The organism is Veillonella sp. oral taxon 780 str. F0422 (genome assembly GCF_000221605.1).
Taxonomy (GTDB): Bacteria; Bacillota; Negativicutes; order Veillonellales; family Veillonellaceae; genus F0422.
This window is the reverse complement of the sequence record NZ_AFUJ01000055.1, coordinates 14,615-39,850: the sequence shown is the minus strand read 5'-3', so window position 1 is coordinate 39,850 and position 25,236 is coordinate 14,615. Positions and strand designations below refer to the sequence as shown.

Annotated in this window: 26 protein-coding genes; 25 read left to right on the top strand and 1 reads right to left on the bottom strand. The window is 39.8% G+C overall.

The genetic code is table 11. The features are described from left to right. Positions 1-259: 259 nt before the first annotated feature. The 25 genes from HMPREF9200_RS06560 to HMPREF9200_RS06440 all read left to right on the top strand — a co-directional run bounded on the left by HMPREF9200_RS06560 (position 260) and on the right by HMPREF9200_RS06440 (position 24,359). Positions 260-490, top strand: a complete 231-nt coding sequence (locus tag HMPREF9200_RS06560; protein WP_009372241.1) for a FeoA family protein — start codon at positions 260-262, stop codon at positions 488-490. A gap of 14 nt (positions 491-504) precedes the next feature. Continuing rightward, positions 505-2,886 carry a ferrous iron transport protein B gene (gene feoB, locus HMPREF9200_RS06555; RefSeq protein WP_009372253.1) on the top strand — a complete coding sequence of 794 codons (2,382 nt, stop codon included), beginning with the start codon at positions 505-507 and terminating at the stop codon, positions 2,884-2,886. Positions 2,887-3,027: 141 nt separating this feature from the next. Beyond that, positions 3,028-3,207 (top strand): FeoB-associated Cys-rich membrane protein, encoded by a 180-nt coding sequence (locus tag HMPREF9200_RS06550; RefSeq protein WP_127061402.1) that lies wholly within the window; start codon positions 3,028-3,030, stop codon positions 3,205-3,207. A gap of 126 nt (positions 3,208-3,333) precedes the next feature. Continuing rightward, entirely contained in the window at positions 3,334-3,594 is a 261-nt protein-coding gene (locus HMPREF9200_RS06545; RefSeq protein ID WP_009372239.1) for a DUF6110 family protein, read from the top strand. 3 nt (positions 3,595-3,597) lie between these two features. Then, positions 3,598-5,727: a heavy metal translocating P-type ATPase gene (locus HMPREF9200_RS06540; RefSeq protein ID WP_009372170.1), complete on the top strand. Its 2,130-nt coding sequence runs from the start codon at positions 3,598-3,600 to the stop codon at positions 5,725-5,727. A gap of 123 nt (positions 5,728-5,850) precedes the next feature. Beyond that, on the top strand, positions 5,851-6,246 hold the full coding sequence (locus tag HMPREF9200_RS06535) for a hypothetical protein (protein ID WP_009372228.1): 396 nt from the start codon (positions 5,851-5,853) through the stop codon (positions 6,244-6,246). 1 nt (position 6,247) lies between these two features. Continuing rightward, the gene (locus tag HMPREF9200_RS06530) at positions 6,248-7,093 is read left to right on the top strand and encodes a hypothetical protein (protein WP_141558211.1); all 846 of its coding nucleotides are present in this window, start codon (positions 6,248-6,250) and stop codon (positions 7,091-7,093) included. A gap of 210 nt (positions 7,094-7,303) precedes the next feature. Further along, positions 7,304-8,323, top strand: a complete 1,020-nt coding sequence (gene waaF, locus HMPREF9200_RS06525) for a lipopolysaccharide heptosyltransferase II (protein WP_009372232.1) — start codon at positions 7,304-7,306, stop codon at positions 8,321-8,323. After that, entirely contained in the window at positions 8,323-9,366 is a 1,044-nt protein-coding gene (locus HMPREF9200_RS06520) for a glycosyltransferase family 9 protein (RefSeq protein WP_083818433.1), read from the top strand. Before waaF ends, HMPREF9200_RS06520 begins: the two co-directional genes overlap by 1 nt. A 2-nt stretch (positions 9,367-9,368) precedes the next feature. Next, complete coding sequence (locus HMPREF9200_RS06515) at positions 9,369-10,280, top strand: 3'-5' exonuclease (protein ID WP_009372227.1); 912 nt, start codon at positions 9,369-9,371, stop codon at positions 10,278-10,280. Positions 10,281-10,311: 31 nt separating this feature from the next. Further along, the gene (locus HMPREF9200_RS06510; RefSeq protein ID WP_038145056.1) at positions 10,312-11,697 is read left to right on the top strand and encodes an aminopeptidase; all 1,386 of its coding nucleotides are present in this window, start codon (positions 10,312-10,314) and stop codon (positions 11,695-11,697) included. A 4-nt stretch (positions 11,698-11,701) separates the two neighbouring features. Continuing rightward, positions 11,702-12,076 carry a hypothetical protein gene (locus HMPREF9200_RS06505; protein ID WP_009372166.1) on the top strand — a complete coding sequence of 125 codons (375 nt, stop codon included), beginning with the start codon at positions 11,702-11,704 and terminating at the stop codon, positions 12,074-12,076. Positions 12,077-12,095: 19 nt separating this feature from the next. After that, positions 12,096-12,464: an arsenate reductase family protein gene (locus HMPREF9200_RS06500; protein WP_009372193.1), complete on the top strand. Its 369-nt coding sequence runs from the start codon at positions 12,096-12,098 to the stop codon at positions 12,462-12,464. A 107-nt stretch (positions 12,465-12,571) separates the two neighbouring features. Next, positions 12,572-13,030 carry a ribosome maturation factor RimP gene (gene rimP, locus HMPREF9200_RS06495; protein WP_009372209.1) on the top strand — a complete coding sequence of 153 codons (459 nt, stop codon included), beginning with the start codon at positions 12,572-12,574 and terminating at the stop codon, positions 13,028-13,030. A 12-nt stretch (positions 13,031-13,042) separates the two neighbouring features. Continuing rightward, positions 13,043-14,140 (top strand): transcription termination factor NusA, encoded by a 1,098-nt coding sequence (gene nusA / locus HMPREF9200_RS06490; RefSeq protein WP_009372179.1) that lies wholly within the window; start codon positions 13,043-13,045, stop codon positions 14,138-14,140. A gap of 1 nt (position 14,141) precedes the next feature. Then, entirely contained in the window at positions 14,142-14,408 is a 267-nt protein-coding gene (gene rnpM / locus HMPREF9200_RS06485) for an RNase P modulator RnpM (RefSeq protein WP_038145077.1), read from the top strand. Continuing rightward, the gene (locus HMPREF9200_RS06480) at positions 14,401-14,712 is read left to right on the top strand and encodes a ribosomal L7Ae/L30e/S12e/Gadd45 family protein (protein WP_009372159.1); all 312 of its coding nucleotides are present in this window, start codon (positions 14,401-14,403) and stop codon (positions 14,710-14,712) included. The genes rnpM and HMPREF9200_RS06480 overlap by 8 nt, the downstream gene beginning before the upstream one ends. Before the next feature lie 13 nt (positions 14,713-14,725). Continuing rightward, complete coding sequence (infB, locus tag HMPREF9200_RS06475; RefSeq protein WP_009372157.1) at positions 14,726-17,392, top strand: translation initiation factor IF-2; 2,667 nt, start codon at positions 14,726-14,728, stop codon at positions 17,390-17,392. 9 nt (positions 17,393-17,401) lie between these two features. Then, positions 17,402-17,752, top strand: coding sequence for a 30S ribosome-binding factor RbfA (gene rbfA / locus HMPREF9200_RS06470; protein WP_009372220.1), 351 nt, complete (start codon positions 17,402-17,404; stop codon positions 17,750-17,752). After that, on the top strand, positions 17,752-18,693 hold the full coding sequence (locus HMPREF9200_RS06465; protein WP_009372204.1) for a bifunctional oligoribonuclease/PAP phosphatase NrnA: 942 nt from the start codon (positions 17,752-17,754) through the stop codon (positions 18,691-18,693). Before rbfA ends, HMPREF9200_RS06465 begins: the two co-directional genes overlap by 1 nt. Then, entirely contained in the window at positions 18,693-19,631 is a 939-nt protein-coding gene (gene truB, locus HMPREF9200_RS06460; protein ID WP_009372191.1) for a tRNA pseudouridine(55) synthase TruB, read from the top strand. The genes HMPREF9200_RS06465 and truB overlap by 1 nt, the downstream gene beginning before the upstream one ends. 210 nt (positions 19,632-19,841) lie before the next feature. Then, entirely contained in the window at positions 19,842-20,783 is a 942-nt protein-coding gene (locus HMPREF9200_RS06455; RefSeq protein ID WP_009354001.1) for a bifunctional riboflavin kinase/FAD synthetase, read from the top strand. Positions 20,784-20,794: 11 nt separating this feature from the next. After that, positions 20,795-21,562, top strand: a complete 768-nt coding sequence (locus HMPREF9200_RS06450; protein WP_009372233.1) for a shikimate kinase — start codon at positions 20,795-20,797, stop codon at positions 21,560-21,562. Then, positions 21,559-23,706, top strand: coding sequence for an ATP-dependent RecD-like DNA helicase (locus HMPREF9200_RS06445; RefSeq protein ID WP_009372250.1), 2,148 nt, complete (start codon positions 21,559-21,561; stop codon positions 23,704-23,706). The genes HMPREF9200_RS06450 and HMPREF9200_RS06445 overlap by 4 nt, the downstream gene beginning before the upstream one ends. After that, the gene (locus HMPREF9200_RS06440) at positions 23,706-24,359 is read left to right on the top strand and encodes a ComF family protein (protein ID WP_009372181.1); all 654 of its coding nucleotides are present in this window, start codon (positions 23,706-23,708) and stop codon (positions 24,357-24,359) included. The genes HMPREF9200_RS06445 and HMPREF9200_RS06440 overlap by 1 nt, the downstream gene beginning before the upstream one ends. A gap of 3 nt (positions 24,360-24,362) precedes the next feature. Here HMPREF9200_RS06440 and HMPREF9200_RS06435 read toward each other — a convergent pair whose 3' ends face one another. After that, positions 24,363-24,965 (bottom strand): HD-GYP domain-containing protein, encoded by a 603-nt coding sequence (locus tag HMPREF9200_RS06435; RefSeq protein ID WP_009372171.1) that lies wholly within the window; start codon positions 24,963-24,965, stop codon positions 24,363-24,365. Positions 24,966-25,236 lie beyond the last annotated feature (271 nt).

Sequence of the window (25,236 nt, the reverse complement as noted above, 5' to 3'; positions counted from 1 at the left end):
AAATATATACCTTACATATCATTATTAATTAAAAAGAAAAATTGAGAATAATAAAAAGGCATGATTAATATACTCTTGATAAATAGATTGTTTGCACAAAATGCACTTGATAAAAATAGATTTATAATTTCACAAAACGATAAAAATAAAACGAGATTCATTATTGATAATATTTTATAATGTGCTATAATATAAGTATTACTCATATAATTATATATGATAGGTTTGGTTGTTATGTTTTGTATGTAGGAGGTGTACTATGGTTAAGAAATTATCCGAGATGAAGCCCGGTGAAGTTGGTACTGTTGTAGCTATCAATGGATTTGGCAACATTAAGAATCGCTTGGTGGACATGGGTGTTGTACCAGGAACGGCTGTGCGCGTTATGAAGTATGCGCCATTAGCAGACCCAGTGGAAATCAAAGTGAAAAACTTCGAATTATCACTACGCGTAAGTGAAGCACAAATGATCGAAATTGAAGTCCAATAAGGAGAATTGCTAAGATGGCAGACAACACACATACCAAGATTCAGGTTGCTTTAGCGGGTAACCCTAACTGTGGTAAAACAAGTATTTTTAACAATATGACGGGATCCCGTCAACACGTAGGTAACTACGCAGGTGTTACAGTAGAGAAAAAAGTTGGGGAGACGAAAATTGATGGTCATGACATTGAAATCATCGACTTACCAGGTACATACTCCTTAACAGCACGTTCTCTCGATGAATTGGCAGCACGTAACGTTATCATCAATGAAAATCCAGAATTGATTGCCAATGTAGTAGATGCGTCCAATCTAGAACGTAACCTATACTTAACAGCACAATTAATTGAACTAGAACAACCATTGCTACTTGTTTTGAACATGGTAGACGTGGCAAAAGAAATGGGTTTAAAGTTCAATAATAAAAAATTAGAAGAATTAACAGGTTCCACAGTAGTAGAAACTATCGGCCGTGTTAATAAAGGTACAGAAGATGCGCTACGTGGCATCGTGAAAGTATCTAAAGAACGCAAAATCCCTAATGTTCGCGTTAACTATGGCGAAGTATTAGAGCCAGCTATCGCAGAATTAGAAGCAGAAGTAGCAAAACTTGACACTGGTCGTTATCCACATCGTTGGGTAGCTATCAAATTGTTAGAACAAGATACAGATATCTTAGAAAAAGTACAAGAATTAGACAAATCTGGTGCCGTGTTGAGCAAAGCAGAAGCATTGCGTACAGAATTGAATAAATCTGTAGACATGGATATCGTGTTCCAAGAATACCGTCACCGTTTTGCAGTAGACGTATTCAACGGCGTACTAGAAGTAGTACCTGAGCATAAAGATACCAAATCCGACAACATCGATAAAATCTTAACGAATCGTTGGTTAGGGATTCCTATCTTCTTATGCATCATGTGGGTTATGTTCTACTTAGTTATCAACATAGCGGAATATCCTAAAGGATGGTTGGAAGACGCATTCAAATTGTTAACAGACTTTATCGGAGCTAACATGGATGACGGCTTGTTAAAATCCCTGCTTAACGATGGTATCATCGGTGGTGTAGGGGCTGTTATTAGCTTTATCCCACACATCGTTCTATTATTCGTATCTATTTCCTTCTTAGAAGATACTGGTTACATGGCTCGTGCGGCATTCGTTATCGACCGTGTGATGCGTGGTGTAGGTTTACATGGTAAATCTTTCATCCCTATGTTATTGGGCTTTGGTTGTAACGTGCCATCCATCATGGGTGCTCGTATCCTTGACAACCCAAGAGACCGTATGATTACGATCTTAGTATCTCCATTTATGAGTTGTAGTGCTCGTTTACCAGTATATACATTATTAGCATCAGCATTCTTCCCACCAGAAGATGCACCAACGATCTTGTTAGGTATCTATACATTGGGTATCGTCGTAGCTGTTGTAACTGCAAAAGTACTTCGTACGTATGTATTTAAAGGTGAAGCAGAACCATTCGTAATGGAAATGCCTCCATACCATATGCCAACACTTCGTTCTGTAGGCATTCATATGTGGGAACGTTCCGTGATGTACCTTAAAAAAGCAGGTACATTCATCTTGGCATCATCCATCCTTATTTGGTTCTTAACATCCTTCCCACAAGATGTAGAATACTCTCAAGACTATGATGCAGCTCGTGAACAAGTGACAATGACACATGCTCAGATGGCAGATGAGATTTTAGTGAATGCTATGTTGGTAACAGAAGAACAACAAGCAGAGGCGAATGATATCTTAGGTCAAATGCTTGCCTTAGACGAAGAGCATAAAGATGACCCGCCAGCTGAAGAGGAAGAAGCTACAGCAGCAGAAGAAGCAACTCAAGAAGAAGCTGTAGAAGAACCTGCATACTTTGAAGAATTAAAAGCTGAAGAGTTATATCCAGTGGCTTGGGCTTTATATGCAAACCATAAAGCAGAAGAAGATGAAATCAAAGAATTAGATCTTCAACAAGGTAAAGAAAAAATTGAACAATCCTATGCAGCCGAATTAGGACGTTTTATTCAACCTATAATGGAACCACTTGGATTTAACTGGCGTATAAACATTGCCGTAATAGCCGCAGTAGCAGCGAAAGAAGTAATGGTAAGTACATTAGGTACTATTTACGCGATCGAAGCAAGTGAAGATGACTCCACATCCTTAGAAGAATTCTTGGCTAATGATCCAGACTTCAACCCAGCCATCGGTTTAGCTTTGATGGTATTTGCCTTGTTATACTTACCATGCTTGGCGACTATGGCTGTATTAAAACGTGAAACTGACTCCTGGAAATGGTTCGGTGCCGTATTTGCTTACACTAGTATCCTAGCTTGGGTGGGTGCGTACATTGCAGTTCACTTAGGACGTGCTTTAGGTTTGGGCTAATCAATATTGATAGTAAACAAACAATATAATTGAGATTGAGAAAAGTTTTATTTCAAAAATTCATTGATATTATGAGGTTTGTTGTATTTGCAAAATAATTTTCAAAAAGTACTTGAAAATGAGAAAGAGATGGTGTATACTATGGATAGTGTTATTGTATATGCAATTGGTTTACTAGCTGTTCTCTATGTTGCATACCGAGTATATAAAAGCGCAACACATGACGGCGGCGGATGCGGCTGTGGTGGCTCTAAAGACTCTGGAGCTGGTTGTGGCGGTTGTGGTTGCGGTGGTGGCCACGAAGAACAGGTAGAAAAGTAACTGATTCGATACCATAAGTTTGGTAAGAGGGACTCCGATAACACGGGCCCCTCTTATCTTTATAATTATTAATTTTATTATATTATCATGTATTAATGTGACAGAGTTCACAGAAAGGAACTAACAATGTTCAACGTAAAAAAAGAAACTTTAAGAGATGCTAATGTATTCGCAGCTGGTTTGGCTTTAGGCACAGTAGGTGTAAAAGTATTAACTTCCAAAGATGCTCGCAAAGTATACGCTAATGTAGTAGCAGCAGGTCTTCGTGCAAAAGACAGCATCTTAAAAACTACTGAAAAATTACAAGCTTCCACAGACAGCATTTTAGCTGAAGCACAAGAAATCAACGATACTCGTGATGAAGAAGTATTAACAGAAGGAAAATAATCCATGATGCAATTTAAAATGTTGCAACGCTTGTCCCGTCGTCTTCATGTACGCATTGAGGGACGTAAGTTTAATGACGCACAGGCTCAATTTATCGAAGATACATTGATGGCCTGTGAAGCCATTACCAAAGCGAACTTCTACACTCGTTCTGGGGACATCATCATCAAGCATACTGGTGATGAAAGTGCGGTGAAAGCTGCTTTATTCGGACTTAACGATTTGGATTTAGCCAATGCACCAGCATTGCATGAACTTTCACCTCGCCTTGTCAACAAGCGTTACAAAGAAGAAATGATCGATAAAACATTGCTTTATATCGGTAAAAAAATCGTGTTACCAGCACCTATTGCAGCAGCATGGTCTTGGTTCGATGGTATCAAGTTCATCGGTACAGCTATCAAAACATTGTGGAAACGCAAATTGACCGTAGAAGTATTAGATGGCGTAGCTATCGGTGCCGCATTATTGCAAAAAGATTACTCCACAGCGGGCGCTGTGATGTACTTATTAGGCATCGGCGAAATCTTGGAAGAATGGACATTACGTAAATCCGTGCTTAACCTTGCGGAAAGCATGTCTTTGAACGTAGACAAAGTTTGGGTTCTAGTAGATGGCGTAGAAGTGAGCAAACCAATTGGTGACGTACAAGTAGGCGATATCGTAGTAGTTCGTCAAGGTGAAGTAGTGCCATTGGACGGCCAAGTTGTAGACGGTGTTGTTCTTGTGAACGAAAGCTCCATGACTGGGGAACCTGAACCAGTTCGTCGTGATGCAGGTACTTCTGTGTATGCAGGTACTGTTGTAGAAGAAGGTCAATGTTCCTTTGAAGTACGCACTACATGTAAACACACTCGTTTCGAACAAATCGTAAACTTGATTGAAGAATCTGAACAAATGAAATCTGGTATGGAACAAAAAGCATACCGTATGGCAGATAAATTGGTACCGGTGAGTTTCTTAGGTGCTTTTGCTACTTTTGCTTTAACTCGCAATTTGATGAAAGCCTTATCTTTCGTTATGGTAGATTTCTCCTGCGCATTGAAATTGTCCATTCCATTGGCAGTGTTATCCGCTATGCAAGAAGCAAGTAACCGTGGTATCACTGTTAAAGGTGGTAAATTCTTGGAACGCATTGCAGAAGCAGATATGATCGTTTTCGATAAAACAGGTACCTTAACAAAAGCAGAACCTGTATTCCAAGAAATCATTCCTTTTAATGGTAATGATGCAGATGATATGTTGACATTAGCAGCTTGCTTGGAAGAGCATTTCCCTCATTCCATGGCGAAAGCAGTAGTGACAGCGGCGCAAGATCATCATTTACCACATAAAGAAATGCATTCCAAAGTAGAATATGTTGTGGCACATGGCATTGCATCCAAAGTGGGTAACCGCAAAGTGCGTATCGGTAGCCATCACTTCATTTTTGAAGATGAAAAAACAACAATTCCAGCTGGAGAAGAAGCTAAATTTGAAAATCTTCCAGAAGGTTGTTCCTATCTATACTTAGCGATTTCTAACGTCCTATCTGCGGTTATTTGTATTAAAGACCCAGTGCGTGAAGAAGCGAAAACTGTTATCCGCGAACTTCATGAGTTAGGTGTGAAGAAAATCGTTATGATGACTGGCGATAGCCGTAAAAATGCAGAACGCGTTGCAGCGGAAATTGGTATTGACGAAGTTCACGCAGAAGTTATGCCAACTGACAAAGCTGATTACGTGCGTAAAGCAAAAGAAGAAGGCTACACAGTGATGATGGTAGGGGACGGTATCAACGATTCCTTGGCGTTATCTGAAGCACATGTAGGGATTGGTATGAATGAAGGTGCACCAATTGCACAAAAAATTGCCAATGTCACAGTGTCCAGTGATAACTTGACTGCTATTGTTGACTTACGTCGTATTTCCATGAAATTAATGGATCGTATTAAAATTAACTATAACTCCATCGTAGGAGTGAATGGTGGTCTTGTAGGATTGGGCGTGTTAGGTGTAATGCCTCCTAGCTCCACTGCATGGATTCACAACTTGTTCACACTAGGTGTGGGTATGTATAGCATGACTCCATTATTGGAAAAACCTAAAACAACAAACGATGACTGCATCGAAGTAGAAGCAGTTGTAGCATAACATACAAAAAGCATCCGTAAGGGTGCTTTTTTGTTTGTAAAATTGAAATGCCTATGTATTTATAAGATGGCCGATGTTTGTTATACTATAGGAAGAGATAATTTGTTGTAGAAAGGAAATTATATGTCAACCATACAAGATGTAGTGCAACGCACGATGTATATGAGTATATTTTTTATATTAATTCCTCTAGGAGCCTATACGATTCATACGGGGATGAGCGCCATGGTGGCAGGGGTGAGCTATGGAGTATTATCCCTGTTCATTCCTATCTTTTACTTGTGTTCTAGTGAAAGTGGATTTGGTCCTAAGGCTCGCAGAATACCGATTTGTGTATACGTATTAGCTTGGGCATTAGTGCAAGGTGGTACATTCTTGGTGTTCAACAATTTAGACTTATCTTGGTTGTGGAACTTATCGACTATCGGTCGTGATGTGGTGTTTGCCATCATCATGTATTGCCAAGTGACCTTGTCCTTAGTATTGGCATTAGCAGGTGGAAAGAATACAGAGGTGTAATATGAGAAGTTATATAAAATTTTATAGTTGGTCCATGCTCTGGATTATTCCGCTCAGCTTGGTATTTAGCTTAGGGCAGTTCGACACATCTAGCATTATTATGTTCGTCATTGCCTCTTTGGGGATCCCTTTGGGTCTGAAAGCGGTGCCAAGACTGGCGGGACAATTTGACTTTCATTTAGGGAAAGGCCATTATACGTATTCTTGGCTTTGGTGGAATCTATTCTTTTTCTTTGGTAATGGTGTGTTGCCTTTTACCTTGCCAAAAGAACCTATGTATGTGATGCTAGTTTGGGTATTGACTATGTTAGTTGTGGTAGCACTTATGATCGGTACAGCAAAACTATTAGATTGCTGGATGGCACGAAAAGAACGTCATTACTTTATCGATACAGTGTTGAACATTTCTACCTATGCGTTGCCATTGCCAATGCTATTTTTAGGCGACGTTATGTATCTAAACCTAGAAGATCCCATTATTCAAGCATCGTTAGATGCACAGGGCTTTGCAGGACTCATTGCTAGCCTATATATCGGGGTCGTGCTCATGATACTTACTACTATTGGTAGTATGGTCCTATACTTATATCCACGTCGCACAGCATTGTGGCCTCGTGTGACTGCCATCGTAGTCATGGCAGTGTGGTGGGTGGCAACCAATGCACATATCCTATTTGGTGGATACATTCCAGACATTGTGAAAGTCTGGGCAGGAAAAGCATTGCCAGCGTTTACAGGTAGCCCATTAGTATATATTACACCGTCCATCTTTGAAATCTGCGCTATTGCTTTAAGTGTGGCAATTGGATTAGGAATAGAAAAATTATGGCTAAGCAAGAAAGCTTAGAGTGCGTGAAGGGCACAAAACTTAGAAAATAGTATATAAGAAGATTTAGATACAGAGTGAGCAACAGGATAGGTTATAAACTTATCCTGTTTTTTGTGAATAAAAATAATTTTCTGAAAAACCTAGGGAAGAGCGTCATTTTTTCCTTTTTCAGCATATCTTATGGTATACTAATATAGTATAGATAGTGGTAAGTGAAAGGGCTGGAGTATGAAAGAAGATGTACGAATTTTAATCATTAAAATGAGTTCTCTAGGCGATATTATTCATGCCTTACCAACGCTGTATGCGTTGCGTCAACAATATCCGAAGGCGCATATTGCATGGGCTGTTCATGAACAGTTTAAGGATGTTATCCCTCCCAAACCTTGGGTGGATGAAATCATCATCATAGATAAGAGACAATTAAAGCGGCTTTCCTATTGGAAACAATTATGGAAGTTACTACATGAAAAAAACTTTGATATTTCCTTAGATCTACAATCCATTGCGAAAAGTGCCATTGTGGCTGGTCTTAGTGGTGCGAAGAAACGTTATGCTTATTGGGAACTTCGTGAGGGAAGTTGGCTTGTGAATACAGCGATAGTAGGTGATCACAAAATGGATCACGTTATCGAGCGCTATTTAGATACGGCTCGTGCCTTGGGTTGTGATGTAGATGATATCGTGTTCCCATTGCCGACTTTCACAGAGGCAGAAACTGCGGTGACACAGAAGTTAAATGCTAGAGGGGCTTTCATTGAAAATCCCTATATTGTCATGGCTCCAGGGGCGCGTTGGGCAGTGAAGGAATGGCCTATTTCTCATTTTGTAGACCTTGGCAAGCGATTGGTGGCAGCAGGTGAGACAGTAGTGCTCATTGGTGCCCAAGAGGATGCGGACAAAGGTCGTGCCATTGTGGACGGCGTCGGCAGTGACAATGTGGTGAATCTCATTGGTGACACGAATTTGAAAGAACTCATTGAGGTTATTCGTCACAGTACTTTGTACATCAGTGCCGATACGGGGCCTTTGCATATTGCTAATGCTTTAAAAGTACCATTGATTGCTTTGTTTGGGACTACTTGCCCAGAACGGACAGGTCCTTATGGGGGCGATCATATTCATATTATTGTTTCACCTACATCACGGGCGACCTTAGAGAGACCATTGGTGGAAGATTTGGAATGTATGGCACAGATTACGGTGGACACTGTATTTGATACAGTGAAAGAAATGAGGAATTTATGATAGAGTTAGATGGAAAGCGGATAGTGGTAACCTTTTTGATGCATTTAGGCGATGTGGTGCTGACCACACCGTTTATCCATGCTCTTAGAAAGTTGGCGCCTCACAGCCATATTACCTATGTGATTGATAAAAAGTTGGCAGATGTATATCGTCATAATCCTTATATTGATGCTCTAGTAGAAGTGGATAAAAAGGGCGTCCATAATAGTATTGGTGGATTGAATCAAATTGCCAAAGAGATTCGCAGTCAAGGGTCTGTGGATGTTGTGATCAACTTGCATCCTAATGAACGGACGTCCTATTTAGCTTGGAAATTGAAAGCTAAGGTAACCACTGGGATGAGTCACTTTTTGTTCCGTCCGTTTATGACGAAGGTAACGCGATTGAACCGTAAAACGGTGCATGCTGCCCAGATGTATATGAATGTGCTAGAGCAGTTAGGATATGTGATAGAACATGAAGGGCTAGAAATCTTTACTAGTCCTGAGTGGGATGAAAAGGTGCAAGCATTTTATGCCTCTCACGGAGTGATGGAAACGGATTGCCTCATAGGGTTCAATATTGGTAGTGCTGTACCAGAAAAACGTTGGCCCAAGGAACGATTTGCTCATATTGCAGATACCTTAGCAAAAGAAGGATATAAAATAGTATTCTTTGGTGGACCTATGGATGAAGAGATGGTACAGGATGTACTAGATACGATGACGGAACCTGCCATTAAGGGAACGGGGCAGTTTAGTATTGGAGAATTGGCCTCAGCCATGAAACGATGTGATTGTTTGGTTACAAATGACTCAGGTCCTATGCATGTAGGGGTTAGTCAAGGGGTGCCGATTGTAGCGCTCTATGGACCATCGAATCCAGCCTTGTATGGGCCTTTCACAGAGAAGGCTGTAGTCTTAGAATCTATGGAACATTACGATGTGAATAAAAATATGAAACAGGTTTTAAAAGAGGGCAACTACAAAGGTTTGTCTGTTATTTCTGAGGAATCTGTATTAGCAGGCATACGGACGATGTTAGAGAGAAAGGGTATGAAGTAAGGATGCACTATATTGTATTTGACTTGGAATGGAACCAGCCCTATACATTAGAACCAAATATGATACGGCGCTCAGGATTTCCATTCATTGGTGAAATTATACAAATAGGTGCTGTAAAACTAGATGAAAGTCTGCAAATTGTAGACCAATTTGAAGTATTTATTACTCCTAAATTTCTACCTATTATGCATCATTCGGTGGAGAAGTTGACCCATATTACTATGGATAAATTGCGTAAAGAAGGGGTATCTTTCCGACGTGGGTGCGAAAAGTTTTTACGTTTTGTTGGCTCCGATGGTATATTGGTGTCTTGGGGACCCGATGATATCAACATGCTGATGGACAATGCATTTTGTCATAAGGTTCATGTACATCAAGAAGTACCTTGGTTTGATGCGCAATCTTTATATGCAAAAACGATGCACGATTGTAGTCAACAATATGCATTGCAAAAAGCGATGGATGAGATGCAAGTGCAAGCGCCGAATTTACAAGCTCATAATGGCCTGCATGATGCTATTTGTACAGCCATGGTATGCCAACGATTTCCATTTTTAGAAGCGTTACAAAAGAAGAGAGAAAAACAAGGAAAACAACGGTGTTTTTATGGGCTTTCACGGCATGAACATAAAATATTTGAGTCCATTGTGACCATGCCACGTATATTCCGGCAAAGCAATCGGGCGAAAACTGCATGCCCTGTTTGTAAGGAGCCTTTGCAGTTAGACCCTATCGTGGGAGTTGTAAAACATCGCTTTTTATCGATGGGATCTTGCAAGGAACATGGCACCTTTGGGGTCCACTGGTATGTAGGAAAATCTATTAGCAAGCATTTAGGAAAACGCTATTATGTTTCCAAAATGGTCACCAATGCACCTAAAGGATTACGTGAATTATATGCGCGTAAAAAATAAATAGTATAATTTGAAAAGAAAGGAGCTAAGTATGGAACGTAGAAATGCTTGGCATGAATATACAGAAGAACAATTACAAGAGATTGATACTTTAGCAACGAAGTATCGCCATTTTCTAGATCATGGTAAAACAGAGCGTGAATGTGTAGACCAAATTGTGGAGGCTGCAGAAGCAGCGGGATATCGCAATATGGACAGTGTTATCAAAGAAGGTGCTACGCTGAAAGCAGGAGATAAGGTCTATTATGTGCACATGAAAAAAGCGGTAGCTATGGTGAACATAGGTACAGAGCCGATTGAACAGGGGATGAATATCTTAGGTGCTCATATTGATTCTCCTCGGTTAGATGTGAAGCAAAACCCATTTTATGTGGATAGTGATTTAGCTTTATTAGATACACATTATTATGGGGGTATCAAAAAATACCAATGGGTAACAATGCCGCTAGCTATCCATGGGGTAGTGGTAAAACGCGATGGTACTGTCATCAATCTTGCCATCGGTGAAAACCCAACAGACCCAGTATTTTGCGTAACAGACTTATTGCCACATTTGGGACAGGAACAAATGGAGAAAAAGGCTGCCAAAGTGGTAGAAGGAGAACAATTAGATCTTCTTATTGGTAGCCGCCCTGTGAAAGGGGAATTAAAAGATGGTGTAAAAGCCTATGTATTGCAAGTACTACAAGAACAATATGACTTTGAAGAAGAAGATTTCTTATCCGCAGAACTTGAAATTGTACCAGCTGGTGCAGCGAGAGAGTTAGGGTTCGACCGTTCTATGATCATCGGTTATGGACAAGATGACCGTGTATGTGCTTATACATCCTTAGTAGCGATGTTAGAAACTGAGAATGTGAGCCGAACTACCTGTACTTTATTGGTAGATAAAGAAGAGATTGGTTCTGTTGGTGCAACAGGTATGCAATCTCGTTTCTTTGAGAACTTCATGGCAGAAGTATTGGAAGCCATGGGTCATACCTCACCATTAGCAGTACGACGAACTTTATCCAATAGCCATATGTTATCTTCTGATGTAAGTGCTGGTTTTGATCCACTCTATGCGAGTGCCTTTGAAAAGAAAAATGCTGCTTTCTTAGGTCGTGGCGTGGTATTTAATAAATTTACCGGTTCTCGTGGTAAAAGTGGCTCCAATGATGCTAATGCAGAATACATGGCTCGTATTCGCCATTTGATGGATCAAGATAATATTTCCTACCAAACAGCTGAATTAGGCCGTGTAGATCTTGGCGGTGGCGGTACGATTGCCTATATTATGGCTCTGTATGGTATGGATGTGATCGACTGCGGCGTGGCTGTGCTCAGCATGCACTCTCCTTGGGAGGTGACGAGCAAAGCCGATATTTACGAAGCAAAACGTTGTTATTTAGCGTTCTTAGCGGCGAAAGGGGAATAATCCTATGACAACACATGGTGAAATGGAACGTGTGAAAGTAGATATTTTTAGCATGACTAAAGATGAAGCAGCGCAATTCATTGAGGATAAGGCATACTTTATGATGACTTTGCGTAAATTGATGTATGAATATTGCCCTATCGTAAAAGTAGAGCGATTTGATCCTGCGGAAGGTGAAAGTATTTCGGGGTACTTGACGGAAGATCTAGAACAAGCACAAACTCCAGTCTTATCTGTGGTGTTAGATCCCTTTGAAGTAGCTGCTATGAAAGTGGCAGAAGAACGAGGTAAATTAAAAGAGTATGTCTTTGCGGCTAGCGAAATGACAGAAGTTTTATTACAGGTATTAAAAGAAAAATTTTCTAATGGTGAAATATAGTAATTGGAGGAACAGAGAAATGTTATATATTGAATATCCAAAATGTACGACTTGCAAACGAGCAAAAAAATATTTAGATGATCATGGTATTCACTATACCCATCGTGATATTAAAGAAGAAAACCCAACAGCAGAAGAATTAGGTGTATGGTATCCAAAAAGCAAGAAAGCAGATATTAAAGCCTTCTTTAATACATCTGGTCAAATTTATCGTGGAGAAGGTATTAAAGATAAATTACCAACTATGACAGAGGATGAGAAGTTAGCCTTATTAGCAACGAATGGTATGTTGGTGAAACGTCCTATTTTGGTCTTAGAAGATACAGTGCTTGTAGGATTCAAAGAACAAGAGTGGGAAGATGCCTTAAAACGTAATGGTTTACTGTAGCTATTTTTAGTCAGTTGTGGTATACTAGAAGTAACTTTTATAGAATCTATTAAAAGAGTGAGCTGCGGCTCACTCTTTCTCTTATACTAATGCAGGGAGGGGATAAGATGAAACGTGACGCCGTAGAGGAATTTGTGTCCGAAGTAGTAGAAACGATTATAGAGTCTACGGAGTTAGAGCTTGTAGATGTGGAGTACGTGCATGAGCGGGAATGGTACTTGCGTGTATTTTTAGACAAAGAGGGGGGCATCGACTTAGATGACTGCCAAATGGTGAGTGAAAAATTAAGCGAAGTATTGGATGCAAAAGACCCAATCAAAGAAAATTACTTGTTAGAAGTATCTTCTCCGGGATTGGATCGAGTGTTGAAAAAAGAAAAAGATTTCATTCGCTACCATGGACGTGATGTGGATATTCAATTGTTTAAACCTATTGATGGTAAAAAGCAATACACAGGATCTTTGCAAGGCTATTCTGATGAAGTCATCACGATTCAGGTGCAAGAAGAACGTATTGATCTAGAACGTGCAGCTATTGCACAAATTCGTTTACATTTAGATTTTTAAGGGAGGAAACCAGTGAGTCAAGAATTAGTACAAGCGGTATTAGCAGTTACTAAACAAAAAGGGGTGGCACCAGAGATTATTTTTGATTCTCTTGAAGTGGCATTATTACAAGCCTATCGTAAAGAGGTGGGAGCAAATCAAGAGGCATATATTTATTTCAATCGTGAAACAGGTGATTATAAAGTGTTGGCTAAGAAAACAGTAGTGGATACACCTGAAAATGAAGAAGTAGAAATTGCGTTAGTAGATGCTCGTCAATTGGATAAACGTATGGAAATCGGCGATATTATCGAAGTGGATGTGACGCCAAAAAACTTCGGTCGTAGTGCAGCCCATACGGCAAAACAATTGTTGATTCAACGCTTGAAAGAAGCAGAACGCAACATTGTCTATGATGAATATTCCAGCCGTGAAGGTGATATTTTGACTGGTTTGGTGGAACGTATTGAGGGTCGAAATGTATTCATTAATCTAGGAAAAACTGAGGCGATTTTACCTGTATCTGAGCAAATTCCTAGTGAAAGCTATGCTGTGGGAGATCGTATTAAATGCTACATTGTGGAAGTGAAAAAGACCACAAAAGGTCCTCAAATTATGATTTCCCGTACACATCCTGGTTTATTAAAACGCTTGTTTGAACTAGAAGTGCCAGAAATTGCAGAAGGTACAGTGGAATTAAAATCGGTAGCTCGTGAACCAGGTATGCGTTCTAAAATTGCTGTTGTATCTCGCGAGGAAGAAGTGGATGCAGTAGGTGCGTGTGTTGGTCCTAAAGGACAACGTGTACAAAATATCGTGGATGAGCTAAATGGCGAAAAAATTGATATTGTGAAATGGGATGAAGATCCAGCGGTGTATATTGCCAATGCCTTAAGTCCAGCGAAAGTGGTAAGCGTAGTAGCTCGTGATGAAGAAAAAACATCTTCTGTTGTGGTGCCAGATTACCAACTTTCATTAGCGATCGGTAAAGCAGGTCAAAATGCCCGTTTAGCGGCGAAATTAACAAACTGGAAAATTGATATTAAAAGTGAAACACAAGCCGCTGAAGCCGGTGAATATGTGGAATCTGATGATATGATTTCCTTGGATGCTTTTGGAGATGAAGACTAATATGAAACAGAAGTCTCAGCCTATGCGAGTATGTGTGGGATGTGGAGAACTTCTTCCCAAGAAAGAGTTAACACGTGTTGTGTTGAGTCCAACGGGAGAGATTTCTATTGACCCCACAGGTAAAGCCCCTGGACGGGGAGCATATATGGAAATGAAAGTAGAATGCCTAGACATGGCGTATAAAGCCAAACGATTAGAGCGTTCGCTAAAACATAAAGTTTCACAAGAAATTTATGAATCTTTAAAGGAACAAATATCCCATGAATAAAGAAAAAGTGTTGAATATATTAGGATTAGCACAGCGAGCAGGTCGCTTATTATCAGGCGATTTTGTAGTGGAACGGTCCATGAAGCGGCAAGCCTATCCACTGTTGATTATGGCAGAAGATTGTGCGCAGAATAATGCTAAAAAATATATGCACTTAGCCGAGTCTCATCAGGTGCCCCTTCGTTTAGTAGGGACCAAAGAGGAACTAGGTAGAGCATTGGGAAAAGAAATGCGAGCAGTTATATTAGTAAATGATGCTGGATTTGCTAAATCCTTGCTAGCTGAAATAGATAAGAATCAGTAGAGGGGGAATGTTGATGTCCAAAAAAAGAGTATATGAAGTAGCAAAAGACCTAGGTGTAGAAAATAAAGTAGTGATTGATGCTTTAAAAAAGCACAATGTAGAAGTGAAAAGCCATATGAGTACAGTGGAGGATTCACAAGTATCTATGATTAAACAATCGTTAGCTGGTGGCGCTAAACAAGCACAAAGTGAAGCACCAAAAGCAACTCAACAAGCACCGCAAAAGAAAGTACACGAATACCGTCGCAATGAAGATGGCGAAAGACGTGGACCTAAACAAGATAGAAATAATCGCAATGATCGTAACGATCGTGGAGACCGTAATGACCGTGGTGAAAAGCGTGACCGCCCATTCAATCGTGATGGTAAAAATAATGGTCAACGAGATCATCGCAATGATAGAAATGACCGTGGAGACAATCGTTCTAACCAACGAAATGGTCAAAGCCGTGATGGTCGTCGTCCAGAAGGTCGCAATGATCAACGTCAAGACAATCGCAATGGTGGTAATCGTCCTAACAACGGTGGCAGATTCGACCGCAATAATGACCGCAATCATGATCGCAACAACAATCGTAGTAACGACCGTAATAATGATCGTAATAATGATCGTCGCAATGATGGACAACGTCGTGAACGCCGCTTAGAGATTCCACAAGTGGATCCAGCTCTTACTGTGAAAACAGAAGGTCGTGATCGTCAAGCGAGTCGTGAAGTAGATCGTCAAAAAGAAAATCGTCGTTTTGAATCTGAACATCGCAATGAAAATCGTAGCGAGCGTCGCAATAAAAAAGATAAAAAAGGCAAAAAAGGCGAACGTACTCAATCCTTAGTATCTTCTGCGTTGCAAAAAAATAAAAATAAGGTTAAGCAACGTAATGAGCAACACATCAAACAAAAAGAAGAAGAACGTCGTAAGGCTGAAGCAGCGATTGCTACGTCTATCGAACTGTCTGGGCCATTAACTGTTAAAGAATTGGCTGAAAAAATGGGTCGTGAAGTATCTGAAATCATCAAAAAATTGATGATGTTAGGTGTTATGGCTACCATCAACCAAGAAATTGATGTGGAAACTGCTATGGTATTAGCAGAAGATTTCGGCGTGGAAGTGGTAGAAGTAGAACCTGAACAAGATCCTACAGAAATCATCGAAATCGAGGATAGCCCAGAAAGCTTACAAGCTCGTCCACCAGTTGTTACCATCATGGGTCACGTTGACCATGGTAAAACATCTTTGTTGGACGTGATTCGTTCTACCAATGTAACAGCTTCTGAAGCAGGTGGTATTACGCAGCATATCGGTGCCTACCAAGTTCGCTATGAAGGTAATAAAATTACATTCCTTGATACACCAGGCCATGAAGCTTTCACAGCGATGCGTTTGCGTGGTGCTCAGTCCACGGATATCGCAGTCCTTGTCGTAGCTGCTGATGATGGTGTTATGCCACAAACTATTGAGGCTATCAACCATGCTAAATCTGCAGAGGTGCCAATTATCGTAGCCATCAATAAAATGGATAAACCAGGAGCTAATCCTGACCATGTAAAACAACAATTGTCTGAACATGGTTTGTTACCAGAAGAATGGGGCGGTGATACTATCATGGTTCCTGTATCTGCAAAACAACGTCAAGGTATTGAAGATCTATTGGAAACTATCTTGTTGGTAGCAGAAGTACAAGAATTGAAAGCGAACCCTAACCGTAAGGCACAAGGTATCGTTATCGAAGCCCAATTGGATAAAGGCCGTGGTCCTGTATGTACAGTATTGGTACAAAAAGGTTCCTTACGTGTAGGGGAAACGATCCTTGCCGGCGTAGCCTACGGTAAAGTACGTGCTATGACGAATGAACGTGGAGAAAAAGTAAAAGTGGCTCGCCCATCTATGCCTGTGGAAATCTTAGGTTTATCTGATGTACCACAAGCTGGTGAAGTGATATTCGCTGTAGATGACAACGAAGCTCGTTCTATTGCAGAAAAACGTATTGAAAAACAACGCATTACTGAAATGAATGCGAAAACAAAAGTCACTCTTGATGATTTGTTCAACCAAATGCAACAAGGGGAATTGAAAGACTTAAATATTATTATCAAAGGTGACGTACAAGGTTCTGTAGAAGCGTTACGTCAATCCTTAGAGGGCATTAAAAACCCAGAAGTACGCATCAACATTATCCACAGTGCAGTAGGTGCCATCAACGAATCTGATGTGATGTTAGCCTCTGCATCGGGTGCGATTATTATCGGCTTTAACGTGCGTCCAGATGCAAATGTACGTAAAGAAGCAGAAAAAGAAAGTGTTGACCTTCGTACATACCGTGTCATCTACGATGCGATCAATGAAATCGAAGCCGCTATGCGTGGTATGTTAACTCCTGAATTTAAAGAAGTTATCTTAGGCCGTGCAGAAGTTCGTCAAGTAATTTCTACGCCGAAAGCTATCGTTGCGGGTTCCTATGTAACAGAAGGTAAAATCACGAATAACTCTGAAATTCGCTTAATCCGTGATGGTATCGTTATCCATGAAGGGCATATCGATTCCTTACGCCGTTTCAAAGATGAAGTGAAAGAAGTAGCTACCAGCTTTGAGTGTGGTATTTCCCTAGAACGTTACCGTGATGTGAAAGAAGGCGACGTTATCGAAGCGTACAAAATGGAAGAAATTGCCCCAGAATTATAGGAGGTATCCATGAGCGAAGTTCGTGTACGAAAATTACAAGAGTTTATTAAACAAGAAGCAAGTCAAATCTTACTGCGTGGGTTGAAAGACCCTCGTATTGGATTTGTTACTGTTACCGATGTACGTGTTACTGGCGATTTGCGAGAAGCTACGATTTATGTAAGCTTATTCGGTAGTGAGGCGGAGAAACAACAGTCTTTAGAGACTTTGCGTAGAAGCGCTGGCTACTTCCGCTCTGAACTAGGAAAGGTGCTTCAATTGCGCCATATTCCTAGTATTGCCTTTGATGCAGATACATCCTTAGATTACAGTATGCACATCGAAGGATTATTAAATTCTATTAAACAAGAGGAACAATAATGGCAAAAATTAGTATTGATCAACTAAAAACATCGATTGATACAGCCCATTCCATTCTTCTTACCGTTCATGTTAGTCCTGATGGAGATGCTATTGGTTCCATGCTCGCTATGTATGAAGCCTTGGTAGCCCAAGGGAAAACAGTTCGCATGGTAGTAGATGATGTGATTCCTGAAAAGTTTTCTTTTCTTCCACTATGCTCTAAGATTGAGCCTATTGAAAGTTTAGAAACCGGTTATACATCGGATATGCTACTTATTTTGGACGCTAGCACATTTGAACGAATTGGAGAAGTAGGTGTACGAGTGAGTGCACCTACTTTTAATATAGACCATCATATTTCTAATACAGAATTTGCAGACGGCTTATATTTACGTCCTGATTTTTCTTCTACTGGAGAAACGGTGGCGTACCTATGTAAGATATGGAATTGGGAAATCACTCAATCGATGGGACAAGCTTTGTACATGGCTATGGCTACAGATACAGGGTTCTTTAAATTCTCTAATACAACAGCACATACGATGGAGATGGCAGGTCTATGTTTACAAGCAGGTGCACAGCCACATGTGATTTCTGAAGCCATAGAAATGGTAGAACCAGGTCGTATCGAGGTGATGAAACAGATCTTAGATAATGTGTCCTTTCATCATGAAGGGCAAGTGGTATCCATGTGCTTGACATTACCGCTGATGGAGCGCATTGAGGATGATACCGATGGATTTGTGGACATGATTCGAAACATCAAAGGTGTGGATGTAGCTATCGTTTTAAAAGCGAAAACAGAGACGGTAACTCGTGCTAGCATTCGCTCCAAAGTGCGAGATGCAAATCAAATTGCTAGTCACTTTGGCGGTGGTGGGCATATTCGAGCAGCTGGCTGCTCTATCGAAAGTCCTATCCACAAAGCATTGGAACAAATCTTAGCGGTGATTGATTAATGGATGGTGTTATTTCTTTAATCAAGCCACCAGGCATCACGAGCCATGATGCAATCGGTATTTGTCGACGAATTTTGAAAGAGCGCCGTATCGGTCATAGTGGGACATTGGATCCATTGGCGTATGGAGTGCTACCTATCTTTGTCGGAAAAGCCACTCGTGCCATCGAATACACAGAGTCCATCGGTAAAACCTATGTGGCGGAATGCAAATTTGGCGTTGAAACAGATACAGAAGATAGCACAGGGAATGTGCTGCGGACTATGGATATCTCTGAGCCTCCTAGTTGGGACGAACTAGAACAAGTGGTGCGGTCCTTCCAAGGTTCGATTGAGCAACGACCATCTAAGTATTCTGCTATCAAAATCAATGGGCAACGTGCTTATGATTTAGCCCGTGCAGGGATGGAATTTGAATTGCCATCTCGGTTGATTCAAATCTATGACATCGAGTTACTAGCCTATGCATTTCCATTCTTTACCATTCGTGTACGGTGTTCTGCGGGCACCTATGTGCGCGCTTTGTTACGAGATATATGCCAGCAACTTGGAATGTGTGGTATGATGACACAACTATGCCGTACCGTGGTAGGACAATGTAATATTGAACAGTCTGTGACCATCGAAGAACTAGAAACGCTGGTGGAACAAGCTGTACAGCCAGTAGATACTTTGCTAATGCACTTGCCAGCGGTGTATATCAATGATATTAATCGAACACGCTTAGTGCAAGGGAAACAAGTTCCAATCCATACAGTCAAACCGCATGGAACTTTCTGTGTGTCGTTAGATGAAATCCCAGTAGATACATTAGTGAGAGCCTATGATGCGAATGGATTTATGAGTATCTTGCGACGACTGGATGATACTTTAAAGGTAGAAAAAATATATACATATGATGTAAGTATAGAAATGGTTAGGACCCTCATGGGGACCTGACCATTTTCTTGTGTATACTATTTGATAGAAAAGCATCTTATATAGCGTGTATTATACTGAATAGGATATTACAAATAAAACTGTATATGGTGATATTGTATTTCTTTTAGAGAAATACATGTATACACTTTCTATAGTCTTCGGTTGTGTTATAATAAAGAGTAAACGAAATAAAAGTTCTATTTCATATTTCAAAAGATAAGGATCAATATGAATATTTTATATACGATATCAGAGTTAGATACGATACAGGAACCCATTGTATATGGAATGGGAACCTTTGATGGACTGCATTTAGGTCATCAATCAATCATTAAGGAAGTCTGTGACAGCGCTAAGGCATGTCATGGAGTTTCTGTGATTGTTACCTTCGATGCCCATCCATTTACTATATTACAACCGAAACAAATTCCACCTCGTTTGTTACAACGAGAAGAACGATATGATATGTTACAGGCTATGGGTGTTGATTATATATTGGAGCTTCCTATGACTCAAGAATTAGTAGCGCAGTCAGGGGAAGATTTTATTCATAGTTTATGTGCTCATCGTGATGTACTGAAAATAGTAGTAGGTGCAAACTTTAATTTTGGATATAAAGGGTTAGGTAATTCTCAGTTAATTCGTCAGTTATATCCGTCTATTGAAGTCCATGATCAAGAATTGGTACGTTATGATTGGATTGATGCCCCTATATCGAGCACTGCCATACGTAGTAGTATTTTACGTGGTGATATTGAATTAGCTAATACCATGCTAGGTAGACCTTACCGATTTACGGGCACAGTAGTAAAAGGGGATCAACGGGGGCGCACTTTGGGGTTTCCTACGTTAAACTTTCATTTCCCAGATACTATGGCAGCGCCAGCTGATGGTGTGTATGTAAACCAAGTATATATTGGTGGCAAATGGTATGGTGCAGTAGGTAATATGGGCGATAATCCGACTTTTACGAATCAATATCATCGTTTTGAAACCCATTTATTTGATTTTTCTGATGATGTATACGGAGAAGTGGCTACGGTAGAATTTCTTGCTTTTATCCGAGGAGAAGTAAAGTTTGATTCCCTGCAAGCCCTTATCGATCAAATGGAAGATGATAAGACCTTTGCATTAAAGCATTTACATAGTACTATCTATAAAAAATTCTAAGGAGTATATCTATGAAATTACAAGAAAATCGTCAAAAAATTGATGCTATTAATAAAGAAATGATTCGCCTATTTGAAGAACGTTTGAGTATTGTGGTAGATATTGCAAAATATAAAGAAGAGCATCAGATGAAAATTCATGATGTACAAAGAGAGCAAGAAATCCTTGCATCGGCTGTTCAAGCATTGGAAAACCCTGAATTAGCGGATTATGCAAAAGAGTTTATGAATGAGGTAATTCGTATTTCTAAAGAGTATGAAAAGAACCATATTCATCAACATATTTTCTTAATTGGTATGCCTGGAGCAGGTAAAACAACGATTGGTAAAGCATTAGCACAGGCATTAGGCTTAGAGTTCTTTGATGTGGATACAGAAATCCAAGAGCGTACAGGAAAATCTATTCAAAATATTATTATTCATGATGGAGAAGAAGAATTCCACCAATTAGAACTTAATATAATTCAAGATTTGGTGAGCAAAAAAAATGCCAGTGTCATTGCTACAGGTGGTGGTACGGTATTGTGTGATGCCACAGCTGAACTGATGCGTGAATCTGGTTATGTGGTACTGATTCAACGAGATGTAAAACAAATCCTTGATGATTTAGATATGGAAATTCGCCCATTATTGAAAGAAAGTATTGAATATATTTTCCGCTTATACGAAGAGCGTCAACCAATTTATGAACGTGTGAGTCACATTAAAATTGAAAATATTAGCAATGTAGCAGATGTGGTACAAGCTGTTATTTCTGCATTGCCCAATGCATCTCTATGATAACGGTATTAGGAACGGTATACCGTGTCATATATAAGTCCCCTCAAGAAGATTACTGTATATTTATCGTGCGGGATTATCAGGAAGATACTCATACTTGTACGGGAAATATAGCCCCTCCCAAAGTAGGGGAAGAGGTGGAAATTAAAGGTAAGTTTGTCATCCATAAAAGATATGGCAAACAGATTGCTGTCCAAAGCATACAACGTGTGATGCCAGATACCTTAGCAGGTGCTAGACGGTATTTAGAAAGTCTTAGTGTGAAAGGGTTAGGGCCTAAATCATTAGATAAGATGCTGAACTATTTTGGAATTTCTATTCTAGAAATTCTGAAAAACGAAAATCCTATAGAATTATTAGAAGTTCCTAATATATCCCTTAGAACAAAGCAAGAACTGTATAAGGTTTTGTTAGGTGAAGGAGTCTTGCAGGAAATTAATGATTTTTTTGCTAAATACAATATGAGTAATCGTTGGAGTCGTCAACTTTACGAAGTGTACGGTGCTAAAAGCATTGAAATGCTGCAAGATAATCCTTATTACCTATTGACAGTTGATATAAACTTGCCTTTTTCTGTAGTGGATCATTTTGCAGAGGAATTAGGCTTTCCCTTTGACAATCCAAAGCGCATCGATGCGGGTATTCGCTTTACTATGGAACAGATCGGATCTTCAGGGCATTCTTGTATGCCCATAGAGGAATTGATGGTACAGTTGTCGAATCTATTAGGTGATGAGTATATCGATGTGATTGTAGACCGTTTAGAAACCTTAATTGAAACAAAGCGCTATGTACAGGTAGATCACGACGATGTACTGTATATCTACCACCCTACTGTGTATCGAGCAGAAGTAGACAGCGTAGATTTCACAGAAGCTTTCCTAGATAATGATATACTACCTTTATTGGATGGTGATGATTTCTGCAAAAGTTATGAAATTAAGCATTCCATGGAGTTAGGGGTGGAGCAAAAGCAAGCTATTCATATGGCCCTTAGCCATCGATTCTCTATTATTACTGGAGGTCCAGGTACAGGAAAGACCACTATTATCAAAGCCTTAGTAGAAGGATTTCAGCAAGGAAACCTAAAACGTATTGTCCTCTGTGCGCCTACAGGACGAGCTACGAAGCGTTTGTCGGAAGCGACAGGTATGGAGGCTTATACTATTCATCGCTTGCTAGAGCCAGAACTTGATAATACTATTTATACCTTTGCCCGGAATCAAGATGAGCCATTAGAGGTAGATGTAGTTATCGTTGATGAATCATCTATGCTTAATTTAGAGCTATACTATGCCCTGATACAGGCGATTCCACCTAGTGCTTATGTGGTCCTTGTGGGAGATGTGGATCAATTGCCACCTATCGGTGCGGGCTTTATTTTGCGAGATATGTTGACTAGTTCTGTGATACCTTATCAAGGGTTAACGCAGATATATCGTCAACAAGAGGGGAATCGAATCATCGATAATGCCTACGCGATCAATCATGGTGAGATGCCCGATCTATCGAGTTGTGATGAATTTCAATTTGAAAGTGCTCATGATGTGGAAAGTGTCCTATTAGCGGTTACTAAGCATTATCGAGAGGAATTACAGTACGTAGAGTCTGACCTAGATATTCAAATCGTTTGTCCTATGCGTAAAGGCGTCATAGGTAGTGCGGCTATTTCTAAATATTTGCAAGAAGAATTGAATCCGAGAAGAAGCGGTGAAGAAGAATTAAAAGTAGATGGTACAGTGTATCGCATTGGAGATAAGATTATTCAAATGGAAAATAATTATGATCAAGATGTGTACAATGGAGAAATTGGTGTAATTACAGATATACTTGGCAAACAGGTACATGTAAAATTTCCAGATAAATCGATGACTCTTGACGAAGAAGATATGATGACGATGGCACTTGCTTATGCAATTACGGTTCATAAAGCACAGGGCAGTGAATATGAACGTATCATTCTACCATTTATTTCTGCCTATAATGTGATGTTACAGCGAAATCTACTCTATACAGCGATTACACGTGCGAAGGATAAGGTGTTACTCATCGGTAGCGAAACAGCTGTAGATACAGCGGTGAATCGAGTAGATACAAATTATCGATATACATTATTTAAAGAACGCTTAGAGGGGGCGATCTAATGAGATTATGGGACCTATTGTGTCCACCTACTTGTATCCATTGTGGTAAAGATGTATATACTCAAGGTGAGTGGTGTGATACATGTTTGCAAGCAGTTATGCATGAACGTTGTATATTAGGTCCGAAACATTCTTCTTTAGAATGTATATATATTCTAGCTGATTATATAGGTGGTATTAAAACCATGCTACATGATATAAAATTTAATGGAAAAAAGGAGCGAGCTCTAGGAGCCGCTCCTTTTTTACAACGTTTTACAGTTACTTGTTTGGATATGAAGTATGTACCAACCATTGTTGTACCTATTCCCATTAGTGAAAGCAAACGGAAACAACGGGGGTATAATCAAGTGGAAGTGCTATTCAAAAATTGGGTTATGCAACAAGGTTGGAATTGGGTAGATTTATTGTTAAAATTAGATGGATCTAAACCGATGTGGACATTGACAAAGGAAGAACGACGAAAAAATATGAAAGGTCATTTCTTAGTTTGTCCTACTATGGTGGATACTTATGTTGATAAAGACCTTAGTATATTGCTAGTAGATGACATCTATACTACGGGGGCTACTTTACTAGAAGCAGCGGAGACAATTCATGCTGTTTTGCCTAGGGCAAAGATAAAGGCTCTCACTTTAGCAAGTGGAGCCTAATGATTATCCTAAAATTTCTATAAATGCTTTCACCACATCTGGATCAAATTGTGTGCCAGAGTGTCTAAATAGTTCTTGTTTGATCTCGCTACGAGGTTGTAGGCTTGTATCTGAAGCTGGGTCGATGGCTGTTACGTAGTAATCAGCAATACCAATGATGCGAGCCCCTAATGGAATATTGGCACCTCGTAAGTGTTTTGGAAAACCTGTGCCATCCCAACGCTCATGATGGTATTTAACGTAAGGGATGATAGGTTGACAACATGGATAGTTTTCAATCATGCTAGCCCCAAATACAGGATGTTGCTTGTATTTGGATAATTCCTGACGGTTGAAGTAGGGAAACTTCATCAAGGTAGTGGTAGGTAAGCAAATTAAGCCTAAATCGTGTAAACACGCTGCGTGGCGAATCAATTCGATTTCACCTTTTGGCAAACCCATTTTAGCAGCAATGGCTACAGCATAATTGGCAACCTGTACTGAATGCACATATAAAGTTTGGCTTTTCATCTGAATCATTTGTAAGAGTTGTAAGGTTACTAACTCTAAGGTGCTTTTATCTTGTTCGTAAGCCCCTGATTCTTGAATTAATGATAACATAAACATGTGCAAACCCTTCCTAACAAACAGAAACGGTGTACTCTCTTTTGGAAAACCACCGTTTTTATATTCTTCGTTTACTTAAGTACACACATTATACAATAAAATTCTATCCTTGAATATACCCTATAGAGTGGACAAAAATGTACTGAAAAGTTCTCATCATTTACATAAAAAGTGAGAATGTGATAAACATGGGATGGAGTAAAGCTGATGTATATTTGATGAAAAAAAGCAAGTCTTTTTTATAAATGTACTATATAAAAATGATATAAGT